The organism is Moorena sp. SIO3A2 (assembly GCF_010672265.1).
GTDB classification, from domain to species: domain Bacteria; phylum Cyanobacteriota; class Cyanobacteriia; order Cyanobacteriales; family Coleofasciculaceae; genus Moorena; species Moorena producens.
Genome location: NZ_JAAHHC010000021.1, coordinates 97,468 through 119,634, shown reverse-complemented (window position 1 = coordinate 119,634; position 22,167 = coordinate 97,468). Strand labels below are relative to the sequence as shown.

21 protein-coding genes and 1 pseudogene are annotated in these 22,167 nt (G+C 42.3%); 13 read left to right on the top strand and 9 right to left on the bottom strand.

Going from position 1 to position 22,167, the window contains the following annotated elements; all coding sequences use genetic code 11:
- Positions 1 to 439 precede the first annotated feature (439 nt).
- Positions 440 to 580, bottom strand: a complete 141-nt coding sequence (locus F6K64_RS22570; RefSeq protein ID WP_287254556.1) for a hypothetical protein — start codon at positions 578 to 580, stop codon at positions 440 to 442.
- A gap of 148 nt (positions 581 to 728) precedes the next feature.
- On the opposite strand from F6K64_RS22570, the gene F6K64_RS22565 reads away from it, so the two are divergent.
- The 3 genes from F6K64_RS22565 to F6K64_RS22555 all read left to right on the top strand — a co-directional run bounded on the left by F6K64_RS22565 (position 729) and on the right by F6K64_RS22555 (position 3,677).
- Positions 729 to 1,589 carry a ribonuclease HI family protein gene (locus F6K64_RS22565; RefSeq protein WP_008178237.1) on the top strand — a complete coding sequence of 287 codons (861 nt, stop codon included), beginning with the start codon at positions 729 to 731 and terminating at the stop codon, positions 1,587 to 1,589.
- 804 nt (positions 1,590 to 2,393) lie between these two features.
- Positions 2,394 to 2,903, top strand: coding sequence for a late competence development ComFB family protein (locus F6K64_RS22560; protein ID WP_008178239.1), 510 nt, complete (start codon positions 2,394 to 2,396; stop codon positions 2,901 to 2,903).
- Positions 2,904 to 3,221: 318 nt separating this feature from the next.
- Positions 3,222 to 3,677, top strand: coding sequence for an SRPBCC family protein (locus F6K64_RS22555; protein WP_008178241.1), 456 nt, complete (start codon positions 3,222 to 3,224; stop codon positions 3,675 to 3,677).
- A 274-nt stretch (positions 3,678 to 3,951) separates the two neighbouring features.
- Here F6K64_RS22555 and F6K64_RS22550 read toward each other — a convergent pair whose 3' ends face one another.
- Positions 3,952 to 4,263, bottom strand: coding sequence for a TRADD-N-associated membrane domain-containing protein (locus F6K64_RS22550; protein WP_008178243.1), 312 nt, complete (start codon positions 4,261 to 4,263; stop codon positions 3,952 to 3,954).
- Between the two features lie 397 nt (positions 4,264 to 4,660).
- On the bottom strand, positions 4,661 to 4,798 hold the full coding sequence (locus F6K64_RS22545; RefSeq protein ID WP_154659751.1) for a hypothetical protein: 138 nt from the start codon (positions 4,796 to 4,798) through the stop codon (positions 4,661 to 4,663).
- Here F6K64_RS22545 and F6K64_RS22540 point away from each other — a divergent pair.
- Together F6K64_RS22540 and F6K64_RS22535 are read left to right on the top strand one after the other, a co-directional pair.
- A complete protein-coding gene (locus F6K64_RS22540) occupies positions 4,782 to 6,158 on the top strand; it encodes an AAA family ATPase (RefSeq protein ID WP_287266354.1) in 1,377 nt (458 codons plus the stop codon). The two genes, F6K64_RS22545 and F6K64_RS22540, sit on opposite strands and share 17 nt — an antisense overlap.
- 141 nt (positions 6,159 to 6,299) lie before the next feature.
- On the top strand, positions 6,300 to 9,131 hold the full coding sequence (locus F6K64_RS22535; protein WP_287266351.1) for a WD40 repeat domain-containing protein: 2,832 nt from the start codon (positions 6,300 to 6,302) through the stop codon (positions 9,129 to 9,131).
- 560 nt (positions 9,132 to 9,691) lie between these two features.
- Here the strand turns inward: F6K64_RS22535 and F6K64_RS22530 are convergent.
- The 3 genes from F6K64_RS22530 to F6K64_RS22520 all read right to left on the bottom strand — a co-directional run bounded on the left by F6K64_RS22530 (position 9,692) and on the right by F6K64_RS22520 (position 10,813).
- A complete protein-coding gene (locus F6K64_RS22530; RefSeq protein WP_008182715.1) occupies positions 9,692 to 10,048 on the bottom strand; it encodes a XisI protein in 357 nt (118 codons plus the stop codon).
- A complete protein-coding gene (locus F6K64_RS22525) occupies positions 10,039 to 10,449 on the bottom strand; it encodes an element excision factor XisH family protein (RefSeq protein ID WP_287266350.1) in 411 nt (136 codons plus the stop codon). Before F6K64_RS22525 ends, F6K64_RS22530 begins: the two co-directional genes overlap by 10 nt.
- A gap of 160 nt (positions 10,450 to 10,609) precedes the next feature.
- Positions 10,610 to 10,813: a hypothetical protein gene (locus F6K64_RS22520; protein ID WP_287266348.1), complete on the bottom strand. Its 204-nt coding sequence runs from the start codon at positions 10,811 to 10,813 to the stop codon at positions 10,610 to 10,612.
- A gap of 199 nt (positions 10,814 to 11,012) precedes the next feature.
- Here F6K64_RS22520 and F6K64_RS39050 point away from each other — a divergent pair.
- Positions 11,013 to 11,369: pseudogene (locus F6K64_RS39050) on the top strand (type II toxin-antitoxin system RelE/ParE family toxin).
- Positions 11,370 to 11,388: 19 nt separating this feature from the next.
- Positions 11,389 to 11,718: a helix-turn-helix domain-containing protein gene (locus tag F6K64_RS22505; protein ID WP_008182726.1), complete on the top strand. Its 330-nt coding sequence runs from the start codon at positions 11,389 to 11,391 to the stop codon at positions 11,716 to 11,718.
- A 314-nt stretch (positions 11,719 to 12,032) separates the two neighbouring features.
- Here F6K64_RS22505 and F6K64_RS22500 read toward each other — a convergent pair whose 3' ends face one another.
- Together F6K64_RS22500 and F6K64_RS22495 are read right to left on the bottom strand one after the other, a co-directional pair.
- Positions 12,033 to 12,287 (bottom strand): hypothetical protein, encoded by a 255-nt coding sequence (locus tag F6K64_RS22500; RefSeq protein WP_287266346.1) that lies wholly within the window; start codon positions 12,285 to 12,287, stop codon positions 12,033 to 12,035.
- Between the two features lie 1,000 nt (positions 12,288 to 13,287).
- Positions 13,288 to 14,157, bottom strand: a complete 870-nt coding sequence (locus F6K64_RS22495) for an EamA family transporter (RefSeq protein WP_287266344.1) — start codon at positions 14,155 to 14,157, stop codon at positions 13,288 to 13,290.
- Positions 14,158 to 15,284: 1,127 nt separating this feature from the next.
- Between F6K64_RS22495 and F6K64_RS22490 the strand changes: the two genes are divergently transcribed.
- From F6K64_RS22490 to psb34, 3 genes are all read left to right on the top strand, one after another.
- The gene (locus tag F6K64_RS22490; protein ID WP_075873601.1) at positions 15,285 to 15,779 is read left to right on the top strand and encodes a RodZ family helix-turn-helix domain-containing protein; all 495 of its coding nucleotides are present in this window, start codon (positions 15,285 to 15,287) and stop codon (positions 15,777 to 15,779) included.
- 326 nt (positions 15,780 to 16,105) lie between these two features.
- Positions 16,106 to 18,121 (top strand): glycine oxidase ThiO, encoded by a 2,016-nt coding sequence (gene thiO / locus F6K64_RS39045; RefSeq protein WP_287266342.1) that lies wholly within the window; start codon positions 16,106 to 16,108, stop codon positions 18,119 to 18,121.
- 162 nt (positions 18,122 to 18,283) lie between these two features.
- Positions 18,284 to 18,463 carry a photosystem II assembly protein Psb34 gene (gene psb34, locus F6K64_RS22480; protein ID WP_008178251.1) on the top strand — a complete coding sequence of 60 codons (180 nt, stop codon included), beginning with the start codon at positions 18,284 to 18,286 and terminating at the stop codon, positions 18,461 to 18,463.
- Positions 18,464 to 18,520: 57 nt separating this feature from the next.
- On the opposite strand, the gene F6K64_RS22475 is transcribed toward psb34, so the two are convergent.
- Complete coding sequence (locus tag F6K64_RS22475) at positions 18,521 to 19,561, bottom strand: tetratricopeptide repeat protein (RefSeq protein ID WP_287253363.1); 1,041 nt, start codon at positions 19,559 to 19,561, stop codon at positions 18,521 to 18,523.
- 204 nt (positions 19,562 to 19,765) lie between these two features.
- Between F6K64_RS22475 and psbP the strand changes: the two genes are divergently transcribed.
- The 3 genes from psbP (at position 19,766) to F6K64_RS22460 (ending at position 21,971) form a co-directional block, all read left to right on the top strand.
- Positions 19,766 to 20,308 (top strand): photosystem II reaction center PsbP, encoded by a 543-nt coding sequence (gene psbP / locus F6K64_RS22470; RefSeq protein WP_044491972.1) that lies wholly within the window; start codon positions 19,766 to 19,768, stop codon positions 20,306 to 20,308.
- 232 nt (positions 20,309 to 20,540) lie between these two features.
- The gene (locus F6K64_RS22465) at positions 20,541 to 21,134 is read left to right on the top strand and encodes a Maf family protein (protein ID WP_287253366.1); all 594 of its coding nucleotides are present in this window, start codon (positions 20,541 to 20,543) and stop codon (positions 21,132 to 21,134) included.
- A 402-nt stretch (positions 21,135 to 21,536) separates the two neighbouring features.
- Entirely contained in the window at positions 21,537 to 21,971 is a 435-nt protein-coding gene (locus tag F6K64_RS22460; RefSeq protein WP_287266341.1) for a hypothetical protein, read from the top strand.
- The last annotated feature ends 196 nt before the right edge of the window (positions 21,972 to 22,167 follow it).

Genomic DNA, 22,167 nt, shown 5'->3' with positions numbered 1-22,167 from the left:
CCCGTGTCGTTAATAAAGTAACCCGTGTATCCGAACGCGCCCCGCGTCGGCGAAAGCCGATAGTGATGGCTGGAGTTGGTAAGAAGCCCACACTGTAATCTTCGATGAGCGTGTGGGAGTATGTCACATAAGGTTTAAGAAACTATGAAGGATGAACTATGAAAAGGGAGTCGGGAGTCGGGAGTCGGGAGTCGGGAGTCGGGAGTCGGGAATCGGCAATCGGCAATCGGCAATCGGCAATCGGCAATCGGCAATCGGCAATCGGGAATAGAGCAGCAGTTGCTAGTGGTGCTTTAGGGACGGGCTCGCCCTCATTTCATCGGTAGCCAGTGTTGGTACAGTAACGGGCAAGATGCCCGTTACACCCACCGAGCCAAACAGCTTTTAGGATATGCACCTATAGTGTTTTTCATACCTATGAGCTACACAGGATGTTTTCCTACTCCCGACTCCCTCGGTGCGCTTTCCGTAGGCGAATTAAATTCGCCACGGGTCGCACCGCTCCCGACTCCCCATCTCCCCATCTCCCCATCTCCCCATCTCCCCACCTCCCCATCTCCCCATCTCCCCATCTCCCCATCTCCCCACACCCGGTCACCCCACACCCCACATACGCTAGTTGAGTCTATTACCTTATATATATATATATGCTTCCCTTCTTCAGAGGTATTTTGCGATCCTCTGTAGGAGCCGCTGCGTGAACGCAAAAGCGAAGGAACGAATATTAGATGAACAACCAATCAGTCAACTTAACAGCTAAGAAGACTAACAGTAAGCTTACGATCCTATTTGATGGGGGGTCTCGTGGGAATCCTGGAATAGCTGGTGCTGCTGCTATTATTAAACAACCAGGAGCTCAAACTATTAGCGTTAGTAAATTTTTCCCTCATGCTACCAACAATGAGGCCGAATATAACGGAGCTATTCTTGGGTTGGAGAAAGCCTTGGAAATCGGTGCTGGGCAGGTAGTCCTAAAAGGAGATTCTCAACTGGTTATCAATCAGCTTAAAGGTACCTGGAGAGTTAAAACACCCCACTTACGACCCTTATGGACAAAAGCTAAGTCACTTCTGAATCAGTTTGACTCTGTTAAATTGGAGTGGATTCCCCGAGCACAGAATTCAGAAGCCGATGCCGCTGCGAATCAGGCTATGGATCAACGCAAAGGGGTTAGCGCTGTAAGAAATAAAGCCACTGGGTTGCCCAAGGTTCAACCTTCTTTACCAAAACTTGCTGACCAGTTCTCTGAGTTGCCCAAGGTTCAACCTGTACCAAAACTTGCTAACCAGATCTCTGAGTTGATTGCGGACGCAAAAAATGCTAAATTTAAAAATTTACTTAAGTTAAAAAGTGGTCGGGATGAGTTTACTAGCAAGCGATTACCCACCCTAAAGGAAATGGTACCTGCTTCTGTTCAAAATGCGATCGCATCGGCTATGGCTGATGCTGATGACTCTACCTTAGCCAAGGTATACCGCTGGTATCTTAGAGGATTACCCGCAGACCTAGCCATTAGAAAAGTCCAGGTCGATTTAGAAGTATCTGAAAAGATTATCGAGCGTCGAAAAAAAAATCAACAAACCCTCTAATTATAACACATGATTATCGCTTTAGCAATCCTAGGTAATTTGTAGTAATAAGGAAAAACTCTGAACAAGCCCTCAGTACTTACTAATTAGTACTAGATTTCTTCTACAAAATGCGACTGGTTCACCATTGGGATGGCGAACGCAACCGTGGCTTTTGCCTGTGATCGATATCATAGGCGGAAAGCAAAAGATCAGTTATTATTGTGGTTACCAGACTCACCTGGCTAGGTGTGGGGTTAAGCTCAAACCTAAAAAAATACTAAAAAGCTATTGTTGAGAGTTCCTGACAGGATACATAAAAGCGTAAGCATATGCGCTACGCGCACGCGTGCGCGTTCAGCGGTCAGCGTTCAGCGGTCAGCGGTCAGCCAAAGGCTTACGCTGCTTGAGGTGCCGTCAGCTTTTTGGCACAGGCCACAAGCGCTGTGATTTCACTCAGATTAAACAAATGGTTACCTGTTTTATTCAAAAGCACCTCAAGTAGCGTGGCACAGGCTTCGACGCATCGGACCTAACCCATAAGCTGATACGCGACACGCTGATAGCTAAAAGCTGATAGCTGATAGCTGACGGCTGAATGCTTACATAAAAGCTATCTATAAGTGCTTCACTACAGCAGTAGAAGCTCAGAGCTAATCCAACAGGAGTTCAAAAAATTGGTTACTAAGAAACGGTGACCCCAAGTAGGGTATTTGGCTAGCTGGTTCTTGCGTAGGCAGAACAAAATGTCTTTCACATGGCCATCTTTGATCAAGCCACTCGTCAAGGGCTTTTTATTTATTGCAATATCTAACTGGTTAAGTCATGGAAGCACATCGATTACATCAAGCAATAACCTATCAAAATGTCATGGAAATCTTAGTGGCTCAGGAAGTAGAGCGTCAAAAGTCTCGACTTTCCCCGAAGCTAGCTAAGTATATAAACCATGTAGAAGTGGCTACCTATGCCCTCAATCGTTTACCACCTCTGTATGCTTCCTGTGAAGAGGGGAGGCGTCAGCAGCAGTTAAAGGGTAACAAAAAACTAAGGCAGCAGATTACTACTACTGTGCGTCAAGCCTTTGCTGCCGTGCAACGAGACCCGATCAGACTCTGTACACCGATCAGACCACAAGAAGAAACCGAATCTCTAGCGGCTAAACTGGCTCTGCAAGGAATCCGGGAATTACTCAAAAATAAAGAAATAACATGGTATAATCTGGTCAGTATTGTCAGGCAAACCCTGATTAGAGCAACTCAGATCAGAAAAAATCGGCAAAAAGAGCAGCCAAGAGACCCAATTTATGGTTGGAGTGACTCTCGTTACCAGCTCTAAGTTTGCGATCGCGTAGCGTGACCTACGGTCAATCGCGTTCACAGCTTGACAGGTTGACAAGTTGAAGGTTGACAGGTTGATCAGTTGAAGGTTGACAGGTTGATCAGTTGACAGGTTGACAGGTTGACAGGTTGACAGGTTGACAGGTTGACAGGTTGACAGGCTATAGTCTCCAAACCAGCGTTTTAGATTTATGTCTAATATCATGTTGGGATAATTACCCTTAATAAAAATCTCCCCATCTCCCCATCTCCCCACACTTCCCACCCTCCCTATAATTATGGGTATTCAACCTGACTTGATATAACTGGGTATCTAATGCTGCACTTTAACTATTCTACTGTGATCAATGCACCAGTTGAGATAGTTTGGACCTTTCATGAGCGAGATGATATTCTCGATCTGCTCACTCCACCCTGGCAACCAATCCAGGTGATCCGTCGTGAGGGGGGTTTAGGGATTGGAGCAGTTTCGGAATTTCGGATTTTTCTTGGTCTAATTCCCTTAGAGTGGATTGCTGTTCATACCGAGTATGAGCAATACCGACTCTTCAGTGATCAACAACAAGAAGGACCCTTTGACTATTGGGTTCATCGCCATCAATTTATTCGAGAAGATCAGAAAACTAGGCTAACTGATTCCATTGAATTTGCCTTACCAGGAGGAGCGTTAGTCGAAGATATGTTTGGTTGGTTAGTAACGCTGCAATTAGAGCAAATGTTTCGCTATCGCCATAAAGTAACCCAACGAGAATGTTCTAAGTTGGTGAATTGAGTAGGGTTAGTAGGAAACGGGCAAGATGCCCATTCCACGGAAACGGGCAAGATGCCCATTCCACCCACCGGGTCAAACTCAAAGTATGGAACAGCGAACAGGTAAAAATAATCAGATTTGATGCTTTCAGTACTAAAATTGATTGTTATCGCCTCCCCTATTACGTTTTTTTGTACTGATGTCAGGTAAGCATTCAGCTATCAGCTAATGCGCTACGGAAACAGCTAAAGGCTTGTGGCCAACGGCTGACGGCTGATAGCTGACGGCTGAATGCTTAGGTTTCATCTAACAACTTCTCCATCATTTCCTCTAACTCTTCCTTTGAATCCTTCGCGAATTGGACACTAGTAATAGTCCCCAAAACTCCGCCCGATGCTGTCAAGCTTGCTTCCGACACTTTGTCAATATACAAAAGCCCGACACCACATAAAGTCATCAACGCTGATGCCGCAGTTACACCAAGAGCAAGGTTGTAACTATGTCTTACTTGTCGTAATAATTCCCGGATGATTTCTTCTTTGATATCACTTTTGAGATCACGGTTGTCATCCTTAATTTGTCGCTTCTTAGAAAAACTAAATGCCATTGTTGATCTCCTCAATCTTCTATCGTTGGCTGCTGATATTCGTATCTTATTCAGAGGAAACTATCTACAGCAAGGGCAAATGGGTTTAGTTGATGTTAGGTTTTGCCCTACTGGCTTTTAGGGAGCAGGGAGCAGCGATCCCCCCTAACCCCCCTTAATAAGGGGGGGAAAGAGCAGAGAAGAAAGAAAAGGGAAGAGGGAAAAAATATTCTGTACCTCATAGCTATGAAAAATGCTGTAAAATAGATTAGGGCAAATAGGTAAATCAAGAAAACCTATCTGCCCTAATTAAGCATTCAGCTATCAGCTATCAGCTATCAGCTATCAGCTATCAGCTATCAGCTTATGGGCTATGGGCAAGCTACGGAACTTTTGAAGAAAACAGGTAAGCGTAAAGTCACAACGTCGAAGCCTGTGCCACAAAGCTAACGGCTGACCGCTGACCGCTGACCGCTGAATGCTTACCGACTCCCGACTCCCGACTCCCGACTCCCGACTCCCGACTCCCTAAAATCAAAATGCGTGAATCTGACAAAGTGCGATCGAGTCAGCAAGGTAAAGCCAGACTCAAACAAGCTTACAAAGACGCTAAACTGACTCAAGAGAAACTAGCACAGCAAGCCAATGTCTCTGTGGATACCGTTAAGCGCTTGCTTGGTACTAAAGATTGTCCCCATGGAGTGGAAAGATGGGCAGTTAGAAATATTTGTAAGGTTCTAAAGATTAAACCAACTGATATCGTTGACAGAAAAGACTGGGAGCCTCAACACCAGTTACCACCAGAATTTAAACAATTTATTCAAGACAAAACTCACTTATTTTGCGGACGTGAGTTTGTCTTTAAGGCTATTGAAGAATTTTTCAGCAACACTGCTCAGGGCTACTTTACGGTTATTGGTGATGCTGGCATGGGTAAAAGCGCCATTGCTGCTAAATATGTATTAGACAATCCAGAAGCAATTTGCTTTTTTAATAGTCGTGCTGAAGGCATGAATCGTCCAGAATTATTCCTCAAGAAAATCCGTCAACAATTGATCACTCGTTACCAGTTGCCAGATGCTCAAAATGCTGATTTATCAACCTTGTTGGCTAAGGTTAGGGAAAAAATATCTGCCGGTGAACGGTTGGTGATTGTTGTCGATGCTTTAGATGAAGTTGACCAAGAAGGAGCTGGTAATCTTTTATATTTACCGACTATTTTGCCAGACGGTATTTATTTTATCCTGACCAGAAGACCCTATAATCAGAATCAGAAAAGGCTGCAGTTATCCCCGGCTACACCAACCCAAGAATTGGATTTAAGGGAAAACGCTCAACAAAGCAATGGAGATGTAAAGGAATATATTGGGCAATTGCTGAATCATCCAGACTATAAACCGGGATTGAGTCAGTGGATTAAAAAGCAACGTGCCCTCTCTAATCAGCAGTTTGTGGAAGAGATTGCGGCAAAAAGCGAAAATAACTTTATGTATTTGCGCTGTGTGTTGCCAGCCATAGCCGATGGTTTTTATAATGATAAACCCTTGGATGAATTACCCGTAGGGTTACAAGGCTATTACGAAAACCATTGGCAGCTGATGGGGATGACAACCAAGCCTTTACCCAGGGCTAAAATCAAAATTGTTTATGTGATGTGTGCCTTACGTAGTGCAGCTTCTCGTAAAATAATTGCTAACTATTCTAAGCAAGATGAATTCACGGTGCAGGAAGTGCTTGATGGATGGCAGCAATTTTTACAAAAGCAAGAAAGCTATAGACCACCACGTTATCGATTTTATCACGAAAGTTTCCGAGATTTTTTGCATCGACAGGATATTGTCCAAGCAGCGGGTATGATGTTACCTAATATTAGTGCTGAAATTGCCGATAATATGACAGAAGGGCTGGAGTTATGAGTAATCTTCGCAGTTGGTTAGGGTGCGTTAGGGGCGGTCACCCTAATTTTCCGACTCTTTGTGCTTGGTTTCGATAGCCAGCCCCAGCCCCGTAACGCACCACCGGATCAAACAGCAAAAGTGAGATACACCCCTTGAATTATGAGTAATCTTCGCAGTTGGTTATGGCAAAAGTCACCAGAAGAAATAGAGCATTTCTTGGGTGAAATTCCCCGTTTGTGGTTAGAAGGTGGGAACCTTAACAAATTATCTCGTTTGTTGAGTAATTATGAGTTTATCGAAGCCAAGATTAATCATCCTGAATTTGGAGTCAAGGCACTGATTGAAGATTATGAATTGATTGATGATATAGACGTATCTCATCCAGATTACAGCGAGCAAACGATAACATCTCTGAAATTAATTCAGGGAGCCTTGCGACTATCAACACATATCTTAACTCAAGACCCAAATCAATTAGCAGGGCAACTGTCAGGGCGTTTACTAGATTGTGATAGCCCAGACATTCAACGATTATTACAACAGATACAGCAAACTAATACCACTTATTTGCGTACCTTGACAGCTACATTAAATCCCCCTACTGGACCCTTACTATCTACCCTAAGTGGTCATGGTGACTCAGTAAATGCCGTTGCTGTCACACCAGATGGCACCATGGTAATCTCTGGTTCATCGGATCACACGGTTAAAGTGTGGGATTTGAATACAGGTGCAGAAATTAGAACATTAACAGGTCATACTTCTCCAGTAAATGCTGTAGCTGTTACTCCCGATGGAACTAGGGTCATTTCTGGTGCCTCTGATAATACAGTTAGAGTGTGGAGTTTAGCAACAGGTAAAGAAATACAGAGATTTAATGGTCATAGTCTCCCTGTAGTTGCTTTAGCTGTTACTCCTGATGGCAAGAAAGTGGTTTCAGCATCAATTGCATACTATAACTCTATCAAAGTCTGGGATTTGGAAACTGGGCAAGAAGAGTTAACCCTAAAAGGTCATAGAGACATAGTGAGAACTGTTGCGATCACCTCTGGCAATCGTGTAATTTCTGGGTCAGACAACGGGACTATCAAGGTTTGGGATTTAACAAATGGGGAAATGCTTTTCAGGAATATACATGGAGATAAAAGATACGCTGGTTATCCTGTTTTATTTACACAATCGGAGGCAGTATATGCAATTGCAGTTACTCTGAACGGTAAGTGGCTAATTTCTGGTTCTGGTCATAAGGGCAAAAATATTATTATAATCTGGAATTTAGAAATGCGAACAAAAGCTTTCATCCTTGAAGGTCATAACAATCCTATTAGTGCTCTTGCTGTTACACCTGACGGTAAACAGGTAATTTCTGCTTCCTTCGATAATACTATTAAAGTTTGGGATAGAGAGTCTGGAAAAGAAATTTTGAGTTTTATTGGTCATGATTACTCAATCTATGATATTAAAGTAACACGAGATGGTAAGAAGATTATTTCTGCTTCAAAAGATAAAACAGTCAAGGTCTGGAATTTAGAATCACAAGAAAAACATGTTGAATTAATAGAAAACAAAACTTCAGTAAATGATGTAACCATTACTACCGATGGTAAGCAAGTAATTTTTGGTTTACAAGATAATTTCATAAAAATTTTTAGTTTAGGTTTAGGCAAAAAAAACATAAATTATAGTTTTGATAGTACTCAAAACTATCAAAATAATCTAGTTTTAATAATAAAAAATAATCTAACCAAATATATGTTTTTCTTTTATTTATGGACTTCAAAACTATTAATAACAGTATTGAATTCTAGGGTTTATCTAATAATGATAATAGTTAATTATTTATTAGCATGGTCTTTGATGCTCTTTATAATAAAAATAATCAAAGATATTTTTACACATATTAGGCATGTTATTCTACCTATAAATAATATACCTAAACATTTTTATGACCAACTTTTTAAACAAAAATTAAACTTATCAATATATAGCAAATATTCGGATTTAATAGATAAAATACAAGACTTTGAAATAAATAAAATTATGGTAAGTAAGCAAATTATTGGAGTAGCGATTGCGCCCAATAATTTGCTAATTTGTATAAATAATTTTATTGCCTCATCTTATCACTTTTTGACTGTCTGGAATTACAGTACAATAAAGAGAATTTGTAATTTACTATCACTCTCTCAATATTGCTATAATTATTCAATTTTATTAATATCTATTATTTACCTATCAAGTATTATATCTTTCTTTTTATATATTCAATTTTTATTTGAATATTGGATTGAAATTTTGTCAATTGCATTACCATTCTTTGCATTAACATTATATTTATTGGATAAACTATTGTATTCTCTAATCACCTTCATATTTAATGATTCCGCAACAACTCTATCAATCACGCCAGATGGTAACCATGTAATTTCTGGTTCAACTAACAGCACTATTAAAGTGTGGCATCTCGAAACCAAAAAATTACGTTTTGTCCTCAAAGGTCATAACCTGGAGATAACTAGTTTAGCTGTCACCCCAGATGGTAAGTATTTGGTTTCTGGCTCCAAGGATAAAACTATCAAAATTTGGAATCTAGAAACTAGAAAGGAATGTTTCACCCTTAAAGGTCATGGGGATTCAATCAATACTCTATCCGTAACCCCTGATGGTAAGTACGTCGTTTCTGGATCAAAGGATAAGACCATCAAAATTTGGGATTTGGAAAAGCGAGAGGAAATATTTACCTTTACAGGTCATACCGACTCCATAAATCGGATCAAAGTAACATCCAATGGTAAGCTAGTCATTTCTGCATCTTCCGATAAAACACTCCAAGTGTGGGATTTCGAGACTAGGGAAGTTATTGCTACGTTTACTGGAGAAAGTGCGATCAACTGTTGTGCCGTTGCACCGGATGATGTAACCATTGTCGCAGGGGATGAAGGGGGAAATATGCATTTTTTGCGCTTGGAGGGAGTAGGGAGTAGGGAGTAGGGAGTAGGGAGTAGTAATAAGATTTGATTCTTTCTTGATGCAGTCGCTCATAAAACAAGCACAAGAGATCCTGTTGCCTCAGTCTTCAAATCCATAGAAGTAGAGTGGGCATCCTGCCCGCGCGACAATAAGCATGAAACTGGCATCCTGCCCGCGCGACAATCTAAGAGAATAAATTAATCATAAATTCATCGTAGGGTGGGCAGTGGTTCAGACGGATAATATTAGGGTTTAATAGATTTGATCAGCACTGCCCACCAACCTAAAATTAACTAGTAATACTATTAATCGTAGGTGGGCATTTTATAAAACGAATAATAATAGGTTTTAATAGATTTTATCAGCACTGCTCACGGACAATAAAGAGTTTAGCTTTTTAATAAAATTAATCGTTAGTCAGGTGGGCAGTGCATCAGAGCAATTTCAAAGCTGACCATTGGTTTGATCAGCACTGCCCACCCTACATCTACGCCTGATCGTGTTTGGGTCAATTCTTGTCCACTTTTCCCTGTTCCCTGTTCCCTATTCCCTGTTCCCGACTTCTGCAAGAAGTCTTTAGATTAATTAACAATCCCGTCACCTATACCAAAACCAGTATACTGGCGTACTTCAGGTTCATGAAAAGCTAAAACAATATCCTGTTTTGGAACTCCCATTTCCACTAATCGGTTAGCAAGTCCTTCTTCTGTGCCGTCATGCTGAATCCAAATTTTTCCACCCTTGATATCAACATGTAAAATACAGCCAAAATCACGTTTATTCCCACGCCAACCAACATAGAGTAGTTGGTAGTGATCCTGCTCTGTATCAAAGACAGTCTGAACCTCGTACTCTGGTGCAATTGTTTGCCGTGAAGCCCGTTGAGCACGTTCCGAAAGAAGATTTCGAATATACTGGCGATATTGCTCTACAGCCATTGAACAATTACCTCCTGTTTCACATCATAAATTAGTAATCTAATCTGATAACGATCAACTGCTGCCATGATGAAGCGTCGCTGGAAAAAACTCTCATAAATTGGCTCTCGCACAGCCAAATAAAGCTGGCGATCGGCTTCCATCTTTGCCAGTGCATCTCGGTAGTTGAGGAATTGCCCCAATGCCATATGAAAGTCGGAAACCTTGGATGGGCTGATAAAACTTTTGACTTCAACAGCAATTTTCTGATTTTTTCGTTCTGCTGCTAATAGTTGCTCCGCTCCTAAATCAATCTCAAAATATACATCATCGATCCTAATTTCGTAAGGGTCTGCCGTAATCTTCCAGTTGTCTTTTTCTAAAGCAGTTCTAACAACAAAATGAAACCGATCTTTGACCATATCAACCTTCTCAGCATAGATCCTTTAACCCCGTCTACTTTAATTTAATAAATCTGGGTATATTGCAGTCTCTCCCTGCTGATTCGCATTTGTCTTGCACTCCTTCAGACATATCAGACTATTTAGAGGGCACTACATTCTATTGTAGATTATAGCAATTCTACAACTTGTGAGGTACAAATTTATGGTTTTTAGGGAGCAGCAATGCAGCGCGGTCTTGGGGAGGCAGCGCCGCCAAAGGCGGTCTCCCCCATGAGCGACTGCCGTGGTTTCCCCCACTCGCGCTTTGCATCAAGACGGGAGCAGGGAGCAGGGAGCAGCTAAGATGAAAATCGGAAGTGGGAAAAAATAATGTGTACCTCACAACTGCAATAAACGCTATATTTGATTATTTATTGATGGAGTCGCTGATGAATGTTGTTAGGTACTATGGAAAAAAGTGCTCTGTCAATTCCTTTTGCTTAAGGGAGATAAAGCTAATCCCAGGATCCTCTGTGCCTAGAGGGTTTACCCACAAGGAAGTGAACAAGAGCAACTTTACAATCTAGATGCCAAATTTAAAAATGGGAGATGAATTACTGAAAAATGTTATTTGGGTTGGACCTTCAAAAAAGGAACTTTTAGGGTTTCCTGAAGATGTTATCGATGAAGTTGGTTACATTCTCTATCGGGTTTCAAAAAACCAAAATAATCCTCATATTAAACCTTTGAAATAATTAAATGGAGTGTTTGAAATTGTCAGCGATTATAAAACAGATACTTACAGAACAGTATATGCTGTAAAACTTGGGAATACTATTTATGTTCTCCACGCCTTTAAAAAAAAGTCAAAGACAGGTATTAAAACTCCAAAGCAGACTATGGATTTAATTAAAGAACGCCTAAAACAAGCACAAGATATTGCCAAACAACAAGATTAATAGCACCAAGGATAAAATAATGCCAGATTATACTGTAAGCTCAGGTAACATTTTTGCTGATTTAGGATTTATTAATGCTGAAGAAAAGTTGGCTAAGGTTAAACTAGCTTCACTCATTTTCGATATTATTGATGAAAGGCAGTTGGCTGATTCAGATGTGGCTATGATTTTTAAAATTGATCCTCTTCAAGTCATGGATTTAAAAAATGGTCGCTTGCAAGGGTTTTCCTTGGAAAAACTGTTATTTTTTTTGGTAGCATTAGGTCAAACTATTGAAATTAGCGTCAGTCCAAAACCCGAAACTGTATCTAGTGGGAAGATACAAGTAATCCGTCAATCTTATGCTTGAATATAACCCTTCAAGGGGTAAGTGACTGTTGGGCTACCGACTCCTGACTCCCGATTCCCGATTCCCTAAAAAAAATCGGTCAAGTTTGGTTAAGCCCAATTCTTGACCGCATTGAATTTTTCAATATGTCAGAAGTACAACTAAGCTGTACTTCTGACATAATAACTCCAAATTGACTATTACGTTGTTGTTGAATTAGTCAGCAACTGCTGGAAACCAACAACATCCCAACTCATACTGCTTCATCCTGCTTCACAAAACAACCTTCACGATTCCTGTTGGCCAGGGATTTTCATCCCTGGCAAATTCCTATCCTAGTCTACGTGGAAATATCGAATCAAAAAGGTCATCACCTGACCAGGCTTTCCGGTAGGCTCCAGAGTGCTCCATTCGTCGGGGTGTGCATACTTAAGGGCATACACGGCATTAATGCTGTTGCGAACCTGTTCAGGAGTACCGACCAAGACGTGCTTGGCTTTTTTGCACTTACGGCATTGGTGACCAGAATTTTCTGGGCAATTAGGATTGTTGAGATTGTGATCTGAGTTGGGATTCATGTTGTTAGTCATTTGGAGTTTTATGTTTGAACTGTGTATAATATTAATATATTAATTTATTTACTAATTGTCAAGGGGTTTAGGAATTTTTTTTTATTAGGAAATGGGGAATTTAGAATTTAGAATTTAGAATTTAGAATTTAGAATTTAGAATTTAGAATTTAGAATTGGGAATAGATTAATCGTAGGGTGGGCAGTGGAGCAGACGGATACTATCAACTTGTAATCGGTTTTATCGGCACTGCCCACCGACATAAAATTAACTAGAAAATAGGAGTTATTTGTTTAGCTTTTTAATAAAATTAATGGTCTGGTGGGCAGTGCATCATACCAATTTAAACGCTGACAATTGGTTTGCTAAGCACTGCCCACCCTACATCTATTACTTTTGCCTTAATAACCACTACCCACCCTACATCTTTTGCTGGTCTGGTGGGCAGTGCATCATACCAATTTAAACGCTGACAATTGGTTTGATAAGCACTGCCCACCCTACATCTATTACTTTTGCCTTAATAACCACTGCCCACCCTACATCTTTTGCTGGTCTGGTGGGCAGTGCATCATACCAATTTAAACGCTGACAATTGGTTTGCTAAGCACTGCCCACCCTACATCTATTACTTTTGCCTTAATAAGCACTACCCACCCTACATCTTTTGCTGGTCTGGTGGGCAGTGCATCATACCAATTTAAACGCTGACAATTGGTTTGCTAAGCACTGCCCACCCTACATCTATTACTTTTGCCTTAATAAGCACTACCCACCCTACATCTTTTGCTGGTCTGGTGGGCAGTGCATCATACCAATTTAAACGCTGACAATCCCTTTGCTAAGCACTGCCCACCCTACATCTATTACTTTTGCCTTAATAAGCACTACCCACCCTACATCTTTTGCTGGTCTGGTGGGCAGTGCATCATACTAATTTAAACGCTGACAATTGGTTTGCTAAGCACTGCCCACCCTACATCTTTTGCCTATTCCCTGCTCCCTACCCAAAACCCAATCCTAATGTCCCGATAGAGTAATCAGTAAAACTCCCAATACCATAATTGCTGCGCCAACTGCTCTTTCCTGAATTCCCGGTTCTTTAAAAATTAGACATCCTAAGATTACACTAATTAAAACACTCATGCGTTTAACAGCGATCACGTGGCTAACAAAGGTCATTTCCAGAGCTGTCATTTGGCACAAAATTACTCCGGCCTGAAAGAAACCAATAGGAACTATAGATAGTAAATATTTTGGAATTTGGTTTAATTTACTTCTTGATTTATACAGCATTATCACTCCCATACCTGTGGCAATAAAGGTATGCATCGCAATTGCCCAAAATATTGGAGATGAATTTTGTACCCCCACCTTATCAACGTTTGAGGTAATACTAAAAATTAAAGCTACGGTTAACATTAGCTGAGGGCCTCGTTGCTTGAGTAGCCCTTTAAAAGGGGCGAGGTAACCGTTTCTTTTCTCTTTCAAATTCAAGCTATAAGACCCAACCACAATCATGATAATCCCTACCATATCTAAGGGGGTGGGATATTCTCCAACAATGATTGGGGATGTCACTAATAAAAATAACGGGGTGAAGGTCATAAAGGGAACGGTAATGGATAAGTCAGACCGACTCAAGGCTTGGATATACAAGCTCATGGCTACCACATTCAGAGACCCTCCGACCATTAATGCTAAGCCAAAATTTCGGCCTAATTCCGGAATTTCAATCACAAAAAGGAGGGGCAGTAAAACAGGTAAAGAAAAAAATAATACTGCCCAAGAAATAATGTAAGCATCAACATTTTTGAGCCCTCGCTTACTCGTCAAATCCTTGCCAGAGGCAAAAAGAGCTGTTAGACTAGCGAATATTAACCAAAGCATAGTAGTGCTAACCTGTAGTTTAGTCAGAATAGGGATAATGAGTGAATAGCAGACTTAACTAGCCTAGCTTAAAGCATAAGTTAAGGCATAAGTTAAGACATAGTTAAATTGAGGATTTATGGTTAACTGTTGACTGTTGACTGTTGACTGTTACCCGTCACTAAGCAACCCTATAAAAGTAGATAAGTTAACTAAAACAGTTAACTAGAACAGTTGACTAAAACAGTTAACTGTGTATTAGCAGAAGCAGTTAGCGATCGCACTGACACAGTTAGCTTTTGAATCATCCTCTGTTACCCGATCTCCCCATCAGTGCTAACAGAATGTAAGCTAAGGCACATTTAGCAATGGTTAACTAATGGTTAACTAATGGTTGAGAGTTGGGGGATGCCATAAGTCTCGTGCCATCATAGGCAATTTTGGTCTCGGGATACCTGGACATCCTCCAAGTAATTTTGATCTGGTCAATCCCGGGAAAAAATCCAAATTGATCAACAAAATGATCAAAAATTTACTAGAAACATGATAATGTTGAAAGTTAATCTATCAGCTATCAGCTATCAGCTATCAGCTATCAGCTATCAGCTATCAGCCAAAGGCCAACCTACTGATTGGTGCTTTTGAATAAAATAACGTGACGGCTGACAGCTGACGGCTGAATGCTTATGTTGACAGTAAATTAGATTGACAATAACCAAGTCAAAAAAAACCTGTTGACCTATCCCACGTTCACGTAATCGAAATGCTATCGGTCTGATGGGCGTGGGACTGTTGCAACAGGTCGGGGATGTAAAACCTCAGCTTAGTCGCAAAACTCAACTTAGGCAATCCCCGGTCAAGTGACAAGCCAGTACCGTAGCGTCAGCTTGGAGTCTGGTAATTCACAAGACGATTTCCGCGCCTTGGGTAAAAATCATACCGGTGCGCTAGATGGGTGCAGGGGATAGGGTCAAACCGATGCAGTCGGCCAAAGGGGGAAACCCCTACTCGCCCTTTGCATCAAGAAAATGAACAATTTTCTTTTCTAGTGACCTCCGGAGAACTCAACTGGTATATTATGGGCGGGTGTGTTCACCGAAAAGGGACACATCTGTAAATTCCCTACTTCGACACACAGGTATTAAGTCATGGAAACACAATTCTTGATATCGAATCAGAGTATGAACAAATATATGAGGTTAACTACCAAATTATTAGTCCTGGTTGCTCTCCTAGGAGCAGTTAGTGCTTGTAAGGGTCGCCAAATCGAAGAGGCTCCCCAGAGTGCAAATCAAGTAGAACCAATTCCTGAAGCTGAGGAAGAAAAGGCTTCTCGCTTTAACATTCCCTTCTTTAATCTGGGTAGGAACCAGGAGGAGGCAGAACCAACGGATACAGCACTGTTAGAAGACCCATCAACTACAGAAGCTGAAACACCGAGTATTCAACCAGAGCAACCGATCGCACAAGCACAGCCGACTACAACTGATCCCTTTGCACAGCCAGAGGAGGATACTGTTGCTCAAGGAACTACCGTCATCAGTGAGTCTAGTGCTCCAGCGACTACAGCAAGCTCAGCAACTACAGGAAGTTCTGGTACAGTAGTATACGAAGATAATGACCCCATACCAGCCCTATGGTAAAGGGCACTACCTGTAGTTGTTTAAAAGGTTGGGGAAGAGATTAGAGATTGGGGATTAGGGGATGGGTCAAAAGCAGAAAGGATGAAAAATAAAGGTTGAAGAATAAAGCTTGAAGTAAAAAGGATAAAAAATAAAGGTTGAAGGAGGAAATGGGTTGATCGGACTTAAGGTTGACTAAAAACGTTATCCACAACCTACGAGTTACACTTCCCACTTCCCACTTCATACTTAATAGTTCATCCTTGATACTTCATACTTAATAGTTCATCCTTGATAGTTCATCCTTGATACTTTCCCCAATCCCTAGTCTCCACTCTCCTTAACCTATGAAAGCAGCAAGTGACATTCTGATTATTGGCGGTGGCATTATCGGTTTAGCGATCGCTGTAGAACTGAAACAGCGTGGGGCAACAGTAACTGTTGTCACCCGCAATTTCCAAGAAGGTGCCACCCTAGCTGCAGCGGGAATGTTAGCACCATTCTCAGAAGCGCTCCCCATTGGTCCGATGCTAGATTTAGGCTTGTGGTCCCACTCACTGTATCCTCAATGGTGTACCAAACTGGAACAGATGACTGGTGTGGCAACGGGCTATTGGCCCTGTGGCTTTTTAGCACCGGTCTATGAAGGGGCAGCAGGAAATCAGCAACACCAGCTCAGCAACCAAACCGGAGTTGCTGACTGGTTAGACAAAGATACAATTCATTGCTATCAATCCGGTTTAAGCTCAGAAGTGGTTGGTGGTTGGTGGTACCCAGAAGATGCTCAGGTGGTTCCCCAAGCACTCAGTAAAGCCCTGGGACTGGCTGCCCAAGAATGGGGAGTAGAGCTGCGTGAAGGGATAGCTGTGGAGGCAATTCAGCAGCGCAATCGCTTAGTCTCTGGGATTAGAACCTCCGCAGGGGAACTCCATGCAGACCATTATGTCCTGGCAACTGGAGCCTGGTCTAATCAACTGTTGCCCTTGCCAGTGGCTCCAAAAAAAGGTCAGATGCTGTCAGTAAAAGCCACTAAAAATTATCAACACCCCTTGCCACTACAGCGAGTGTTACATGGCTCTGAGGTTTATCTAGTCCCCCGTCGAGATGGACGAATTCTGATTGGTGCAACAGTAGAGGATGTGGGTTGGCAGCCTGACAACACTACTGCTGGAATTAACCGTTTGTTAGAATCAGCTATCCGGCTATATCCGGAAATCCAACACTGCTCGATTCATGAGTGTTGGTGGGGATTTCGACCAGCAACACCTGACGAATTACCAATTCTTGGCACTGGTCCTTGCCAAAACCTGAGCCTGGCTACGGGTCACTACCGCAACGGTATTTTGCTGGCTCCGGTAACAGCTTTGTTGCTGGCTGACCTGATTGAGAAGCAAAAGTCTGACCCATTGTTAGATCAATTTCGATACGACCGACTTTACCATCAACCAGCCTCAAGTCAAAGCAGTCCTAATCTAATAAGATTATCTAGTAACTCCTCCTCAACACCAGTGCTGCACTATAATTCTGGTACGGTCCGGGACTCTCACTCTGACAATGGGAAGGAACCATCCCCAGCTGATTTACTCACCATTGCGGGAAAAACCTTTCGGTCTCGTCTGATGACTGGCACAGGTAAGTATGACTCTCAACAGGTAATGGCTGAAAGTATTGCCGCTAGTGGCAGTGAAATTGTAACGGTGGCTGTGCGTCGGGTACAAACTAAAGCACCAGGACACGAAGGGCTAGCGGAATCCCTGGATTGGAGGAAACTGTGGATGTTACCCAACACCGCAGGCTGTAAAACGGCGGAAGAAGCGGTGCGAGTGGCACGGCTTGGTCGGGAAATGGCGAAGCTATTGGGTCAAGAAGACAATAATTTTGTGAAACTGGAAGTGATTCCTGATCCTAAGTATTTACTCCCTGACCCCATTGGTACTCTACAGGCAGCAGAGCAACTGGTAAAAGAAGGGTTTGCGGTTTTACCCTATATTAATGCGGATCCGTTATTAGCCAAACGCCTAGAAGAGATAGGATGTGCTACGGTGATGCCTTTGGGTTCACCCATTGGTTCGGGACAGGGCATCAAGAATGCTGCCAATATTGAAATCATCATTGAGGAAGCTGGAGTGCCGGTGGTGGTAGATGCTGGCATAGGTAGCCCCAGTGAAGCCACCTATGGGATGGAGTTAGGGGCAGATGCGTTATTGATTAATAGTGCGATCGCATTAGCAGGTAATCCGATCATGATGGGAAAAGCGATGGGAATGGCCACCGAAGCTGGTCGTCTGGCTTACCTAGCTGGTCGTATTCCAATTAAAAACTATGCTAGCGCTAGCTCACCCTTGACTGGTACCATTAGCTAGCTTACAAATTCATAGATCAAAGAACTTGTCAAGGTCTAGGACTGGATTAATACTTTAACGTAACAAATCAAGCTAATCAGGAAAACTGAAGAGTAGTTATGCCAATTTTTGTTACATTCTTTGTTACATTTATATAAATAAAGTAAAAAAAGGTTGTAATCCATGCCATATACAGTAGAAGAGGGCGGGCGTTTAAACAATTTTGCTAAAGAGCCAAAAGTTTACCAGGCAGAGCCACCCACTGCAGCAGAAAAGCGCAACTACCTGATCTTGGGTCTAACAGCCCTGATTTTAGTAAGTGGCTTGATCTTTGTGGCTTTCTCAGCCTCTGGTGTGAGCTAGGTACTGCACAGAAGAAAGCTGTTGAAAAGCCACTTCAGTTCAAGGGTCTGGTTGCCATTAAAGCTTTTTGATGGCTTCCATCGCTTCTTGATAATTTTCAGTTCTGCCTTGTTCTTGGAATAAATCAGCCGCTTTTTTGAAATCCTGAATCGCTTCCTCAACCTTATTGAGGTCAAGTCTGGCTAGACCCCGTTTATAAAACGCATCGGCAAAAGTGGGTTCAATTTTTAGAGTTTCTGTGTAATCAGCTACAGCAGCTTGATACTGTTTGAGCTTACTGCGAGTTAAACCGCGTTGGTAGTAAGCCATAGCATTTTTAGGGTTAATCGAGAGAGCTCGATCGTAATCCGCAATTGCTTGGAAATAGTTCTCTACTTCACTGTAGGCATTACCTCGACTGAGATAAACCGTATCATTATCGGGTGTCAGAGCAATAGCCTTGGAAAAATCAGCGATCGCTTCGATGAACTTCTTTTGCACAAAATAGGCATAACCACGGTTGCTATAGGCTTCACCATAGTCGGTTTTAATCTTGATAGCAGCAGTGTAATTATCAATCGCTTCTTGATAATTCCCCTGAATGTGGTGGACGTAGCCGAGATTGTAGTTTATATCAGGGTCATAGGGTTCCAGCTGCAAAGCCTGTTTGAAATTTGCCATTGCCTCTGGATAATTACCATTATCTAGTTGATCCACGCCCCGGTTGTAGAATTCAACAGCACTCATCCGGGGTATAGTTCTCACTGGCAATTCCGTATTAAAAGGGTCTTTCTCAACAGAGGGTTTTTCAGTAGTAGCTGGTTTCTCCTCCACAGGTTGGGCTTGAGTAGTAGCTGGTTTCTCCTCCACAGGTTGGGCTTGAGTAGTAGCTGGTTTCTCCTCCACAGGTTGGGCTTGAGTAGTAGCTGGTTTCTCCTCCACAGGTTGGGCTTCAGTATTAGTTGGCTCTTGCTTTGACGTAGGCTTTTGATTATCTGGCTCAGATCGGATAATGACTGGAACTGGAAGTGGCTCCTGCTGAGCATAGACAGTTGCGGTAAATCCAGTCAGTATTGTGGCAAGTCCTAGACTAGAGATAGTTAAATAAGTTGGTTTCATGGTATTCCTTACAAAGCCTGATGATTTCCAGAATTGTTACCGTGTGCAGTTGTCTAAAATCGCTCTATTAACTTGACTTAACTATCTATCACACATCTGGTGAGTGTCCAACCGGTAACAGAAAATACATAGGGGCAAGTACGATTAGTTAAAGATGAGACAATTAAGCAGCTGAGTTGACGTTTAATAGAGATGCTCAAAGAGATGCTCAAGAAAATTGCACCACTACTGCTGCTAGTGTTGAGTCTGGCTATACATGGCTGCACAACTGGTGCCAGTGGTCTACAAAGCTATGTAGACAGCCTTAACGGTTATCAGTTTTTGTATCCCAACGGTTGGGTCCCGATCAAGGTGACTGATGGACCCGATGTAGTGTTCCACGATATTATAGAAACCACCGAAAATGTTAGTGTGGTGATTAGCCCAGTGCCGGAAGGCAAGAGCCTTGCTGATTTAGGTACACCCTCAGAAGTGGGGTATCAGCTGCAAAAAAATGCCATTGCTCCTCCCGATTCTGGTCGCACAGCCGAGTTGGTTAATGCTGAAGCTCGTGAGGTAGCAGAAAAGACGTATTACCTTTTAGAATACAACGTCCAACTTCCCAACCAAGAACGGCACAACCTCGCCAGTGTGGTGGTCAACCGTGGCAAGCTCTACACCTTCAATGCTTCCACCACCGAACGACGCTGGGGTAAGACCAAAAATTTATTGGAGGCAGTGGTTAAGTCCTTTTCAGTGAACTATTAAACAGTTGTTCGCGTAGGGTGGCCTAAAGGCCAAGGTAGCAGGTTGTTTGGTTGAAGGTTACAGGTTGTTTGGTTGAAGGTTACAGGTTGTTTGGTTGTTTGGTTGTTTAGTTGTTCGCCAAAGGCGTGCTAATCAGGTACAGTCTTTTTTGACGCTGATTTCCTTAAAACCCTCTTGCCTATTGCCTTAAAAAAATAAGCAATGTCGCTCAAACGTTTCTGAAAATTGCTATATGGATGTGCCGACTTTTGTATTAGCTTCAGCTTCTAATGCTCGCAGACGATTGTTGCAAACTGCTGGTATTGAACCGGTGGTCTGCCAAAGCAATTTTGACGAATCTCAAGTGCAGCATCCAGAACCAGCAACGTTAGTGCAGATTCTAGCTGAACAAAAAGCAAAAACTGTTGCTGATCAATTTAGCGACGCTCTGGTATTAGGCTGTGATTCCCTATTGAGTATCGAAGGTAAGATTTATGGGAAACCCCCTAACCCCTCTGAAGCAATCGCTCGTTGGCAACAGATGCGAGGGACGACTGGGGAACTCTATACAGGTCATGCTTTAATTGACTTATCTCGGAACAAAACCATAGTGCGCTGTGGTGTAACGCGAGTTTATTTTGCCAATGTAAGCGATCGCGCTATAGAAGCCTATGTTGCTACTGGTGAACCCCTTAAATGTGCTGGTGCCTTTGCTTTGGAAGGTAGAGGGGGAATCTTTGTTGACAAAATCGAAGGCTGTCATAGTAATGTTATTGGTCTTAGCTTACCCCTACTCCATCGAATGTTACAGGAACTAGGATATGAAGTTACTGATTTTTGGCAATAGGTATAGTAATTGGTGATTAGTCATTGTCTTGATGCAAAGCGCGAGTGGTTTGAAGTTACCGTAAGAGAGTGGAGCCTTATTAAAAAATATTTAACCCTTTTCTGCATAACCTGCCGACATTAAAGGCGACCCTCTCTAAGGTTTCGTCTCCGGGGAAACCACGGCAAAGCGCGAGTGGTTTGAAGTTACCGTAAGACAGGCTCGCCTTAATCAATAAGTTTTAACCCTTTTTTGCATAACCTACCAACCATAAAGGCGAGCCTGTCTAAGGTTTCGTCTCCGGGGGAACCCCCAAGACCGCGCTGCCTCCCCAAGACCGCGCTGCATCGCTTGTAATTACCAGCAGACTGTGAGCTGACTACTAATAACTAAGAACGAAGGACTAGGGCAACAAAAAAATCCATGACCACTAAAGACGACTTTAAACAACAAATCAAGGCAGGTAACATTAGGGATGCCCTGACCCTATCCCTAGGTGAAGCAGTGGAGTTAGAAATTACAACTTGGGTATCCTCATCTACCCCAGCTCCTCATTCCTCAGCTGAGCTAGACCAGCCAACCTCTGATTGTCAAATGCGTACTCGCATGAATATTGTTGATGGTGAAATCAACAACGAAGTTGGTTCAGAGTTTATGGGCAATGGACCTTACACTGAACTGAAGCAATTTCACCTACAGCAGGTACAACAAGGACGCCAGACTATTCAGCAAAATTTGGAAAATTTGCAACAACTGTTTACTGTTCTGAGTACTACCATGGGTCGGCTACCCCAAGGGTCTGACCTAGGTACTGATAGTAGCTCTAGTCTATCTTCCAAAAAAGGGAATAGGGAATAGGGAATAGGGAATAGGAAAAAAATCCTGTGTACCTCATTGCTATGAGAACAGCTATAACTATTACGGTGCGTTAATAACGCACCCTACAGATAGCCTATAGAATGCCTTGGATGCGATCGCAAAACCTCGTAACCACCGTAACAAGCCAAGTGACTACCAATACCACAGTTTAAGCCTGGGTAGTAATGAGGCCAAC

What these genes read in the sequence shown, in the direction of transcription:
- F6K64_RS22570 (WP_287254556.1), bottom strand. Translation starts at nt 580, where the DNA reads ATGGGGAGATGGGGAGATGGGGAGATGGGGAGGTGGGGAGATGGGGAG.
- F6K64_RS22565 (WP_008178237.1), top strand. Translation starts at nt 729, where the DNA reads ATGAACAACCAATCAGTCAACTTAACAGCTAAGAAGACTAACAGTAAG.
- F6K64_RS22560 (WP_008178239.1), top strand. Translation starts at nt 2,394, where the DNA reads ATGGAAGCACATCGATTACATCAAGCAATAACCTATCAAAATGTCATG.
- F6K64_RS22555 (WP_008178241.1), top strand. Translation starts at nt 3,222, where the DNA reads ATGCTGCACTTTAACTATTCTACTGTGATCAATGCACCAGTTGAGATA.
- F6K64_RS22550 (WP_008178243.1), bottom strand. Translation starts at nt 4,263, where the DNA reads ATGGCATTTAGTTTTTCTAAGAAGCGACAAATTAAGGATGACAACCGT.
- F6K64_RS22540 (WP_287266354.1), top strand. Translation starts at nt 4,782, where the DNA reads ATGCGTGAATCTGACAAAGTGCGATCGAGTCAGCAAGGTAAAGCCAGA.
- F6K64_RS22535 (WP_287266351.1), top strand. Translation starts at nt 6,300, where the DNA reads ATGAGTAATCTTCGCAGTTGGTTATGGCAAAAGTCACCAGAAGAAATA.
- F6K64_RS22530 (WP_008182715.1), bottom strand. Translation starts at nt 10,048, where the DNA reads ATGGCTGTAGAGCAATATCGCCAGTATATTCGAAATCTTCTTTCGGAA.
- F6K64_RS22525 (WP_287266350.1), bottom strand. Translation starts at nt 10,449, where the DNA reads ATGGTCAAAGATCGGTTTCATTTTGTTGTTAGAACTGCTTTAGAAAAA.
- F6K64_RS22505 (WP_008182726.1), top strand. Translation starts at nt 11,389, where the DNA reads ATGCCAGATTATACTGTAAGCTCAGGTAACATTTTTGCTGATTTAGGA.
- F6K64_RS22500 (WP_287266346.1), bottom strand. Translation starts at nt 12,287, where the DNA reads ATGACTAACAACATGAATCCCAACTCAGATCACAATCTCAACAATCCT.
- F6K64_RS22495 (WP_287266344.1), bottom strand. Translation starts at nt 14,157, where the DNA reads ATGCTTTGGTTAATATTCGCTAGTCTAACAGCTCTTTTTGCCTCTGGC.
- F6K64_RS22490 (WP_075873601.1), top strand. Translation starts at nt 15,285, where the DNA reads ATGGAAACACAATTCTTGATATCGAATCAGAGTATGAACAAATATATG.
- thiO (WP_287266342.1), top strand. Translation starts at nt 16,106, where the DNA reads ATGAAAGCAGCAAGTGACATTCTGATTATTGGCGGTGGCATTATCGGT.
- psb34 (WP_008178251.1), top strand. Translation starts at nt 18,284, where the DNA reads ATGCCATATACAGTAGAAGAGGGCGGGCGTTTAAACAATTTTGCTAAA.
- F6K64_RS22475 (WP_287253363.1), bottom strand. Translation starts at nt 19,561, where the DNA reads ATGAAACCAACTTATTTAACTATCTCTAGTCTAGGACTTGCCACAATA.
- psbP (WP_044491972.1), top strand. Translation starts at nt 19,766, where the DNA reads ATGCTCAAGAAAATTGCACCACTACTGCTGCTAGTGTTGAGTCTGGCT.
- F6K64_RS22465 (WP_287253366.1), top strand. Translation starts at nt 20,541, where the DNA reads ATGGATGTGCCGACTTTTGTATTAGCTTCAGCTTCTAATGCTCGCAGA.
- F6K64_RS22460 (WP_287266341.1), top strand. Translation starts at nt 21,537, where the DNA reads ATGACCACTAAAGACGACTTTAAACAACAAATCAAGGCAGGTAACATT.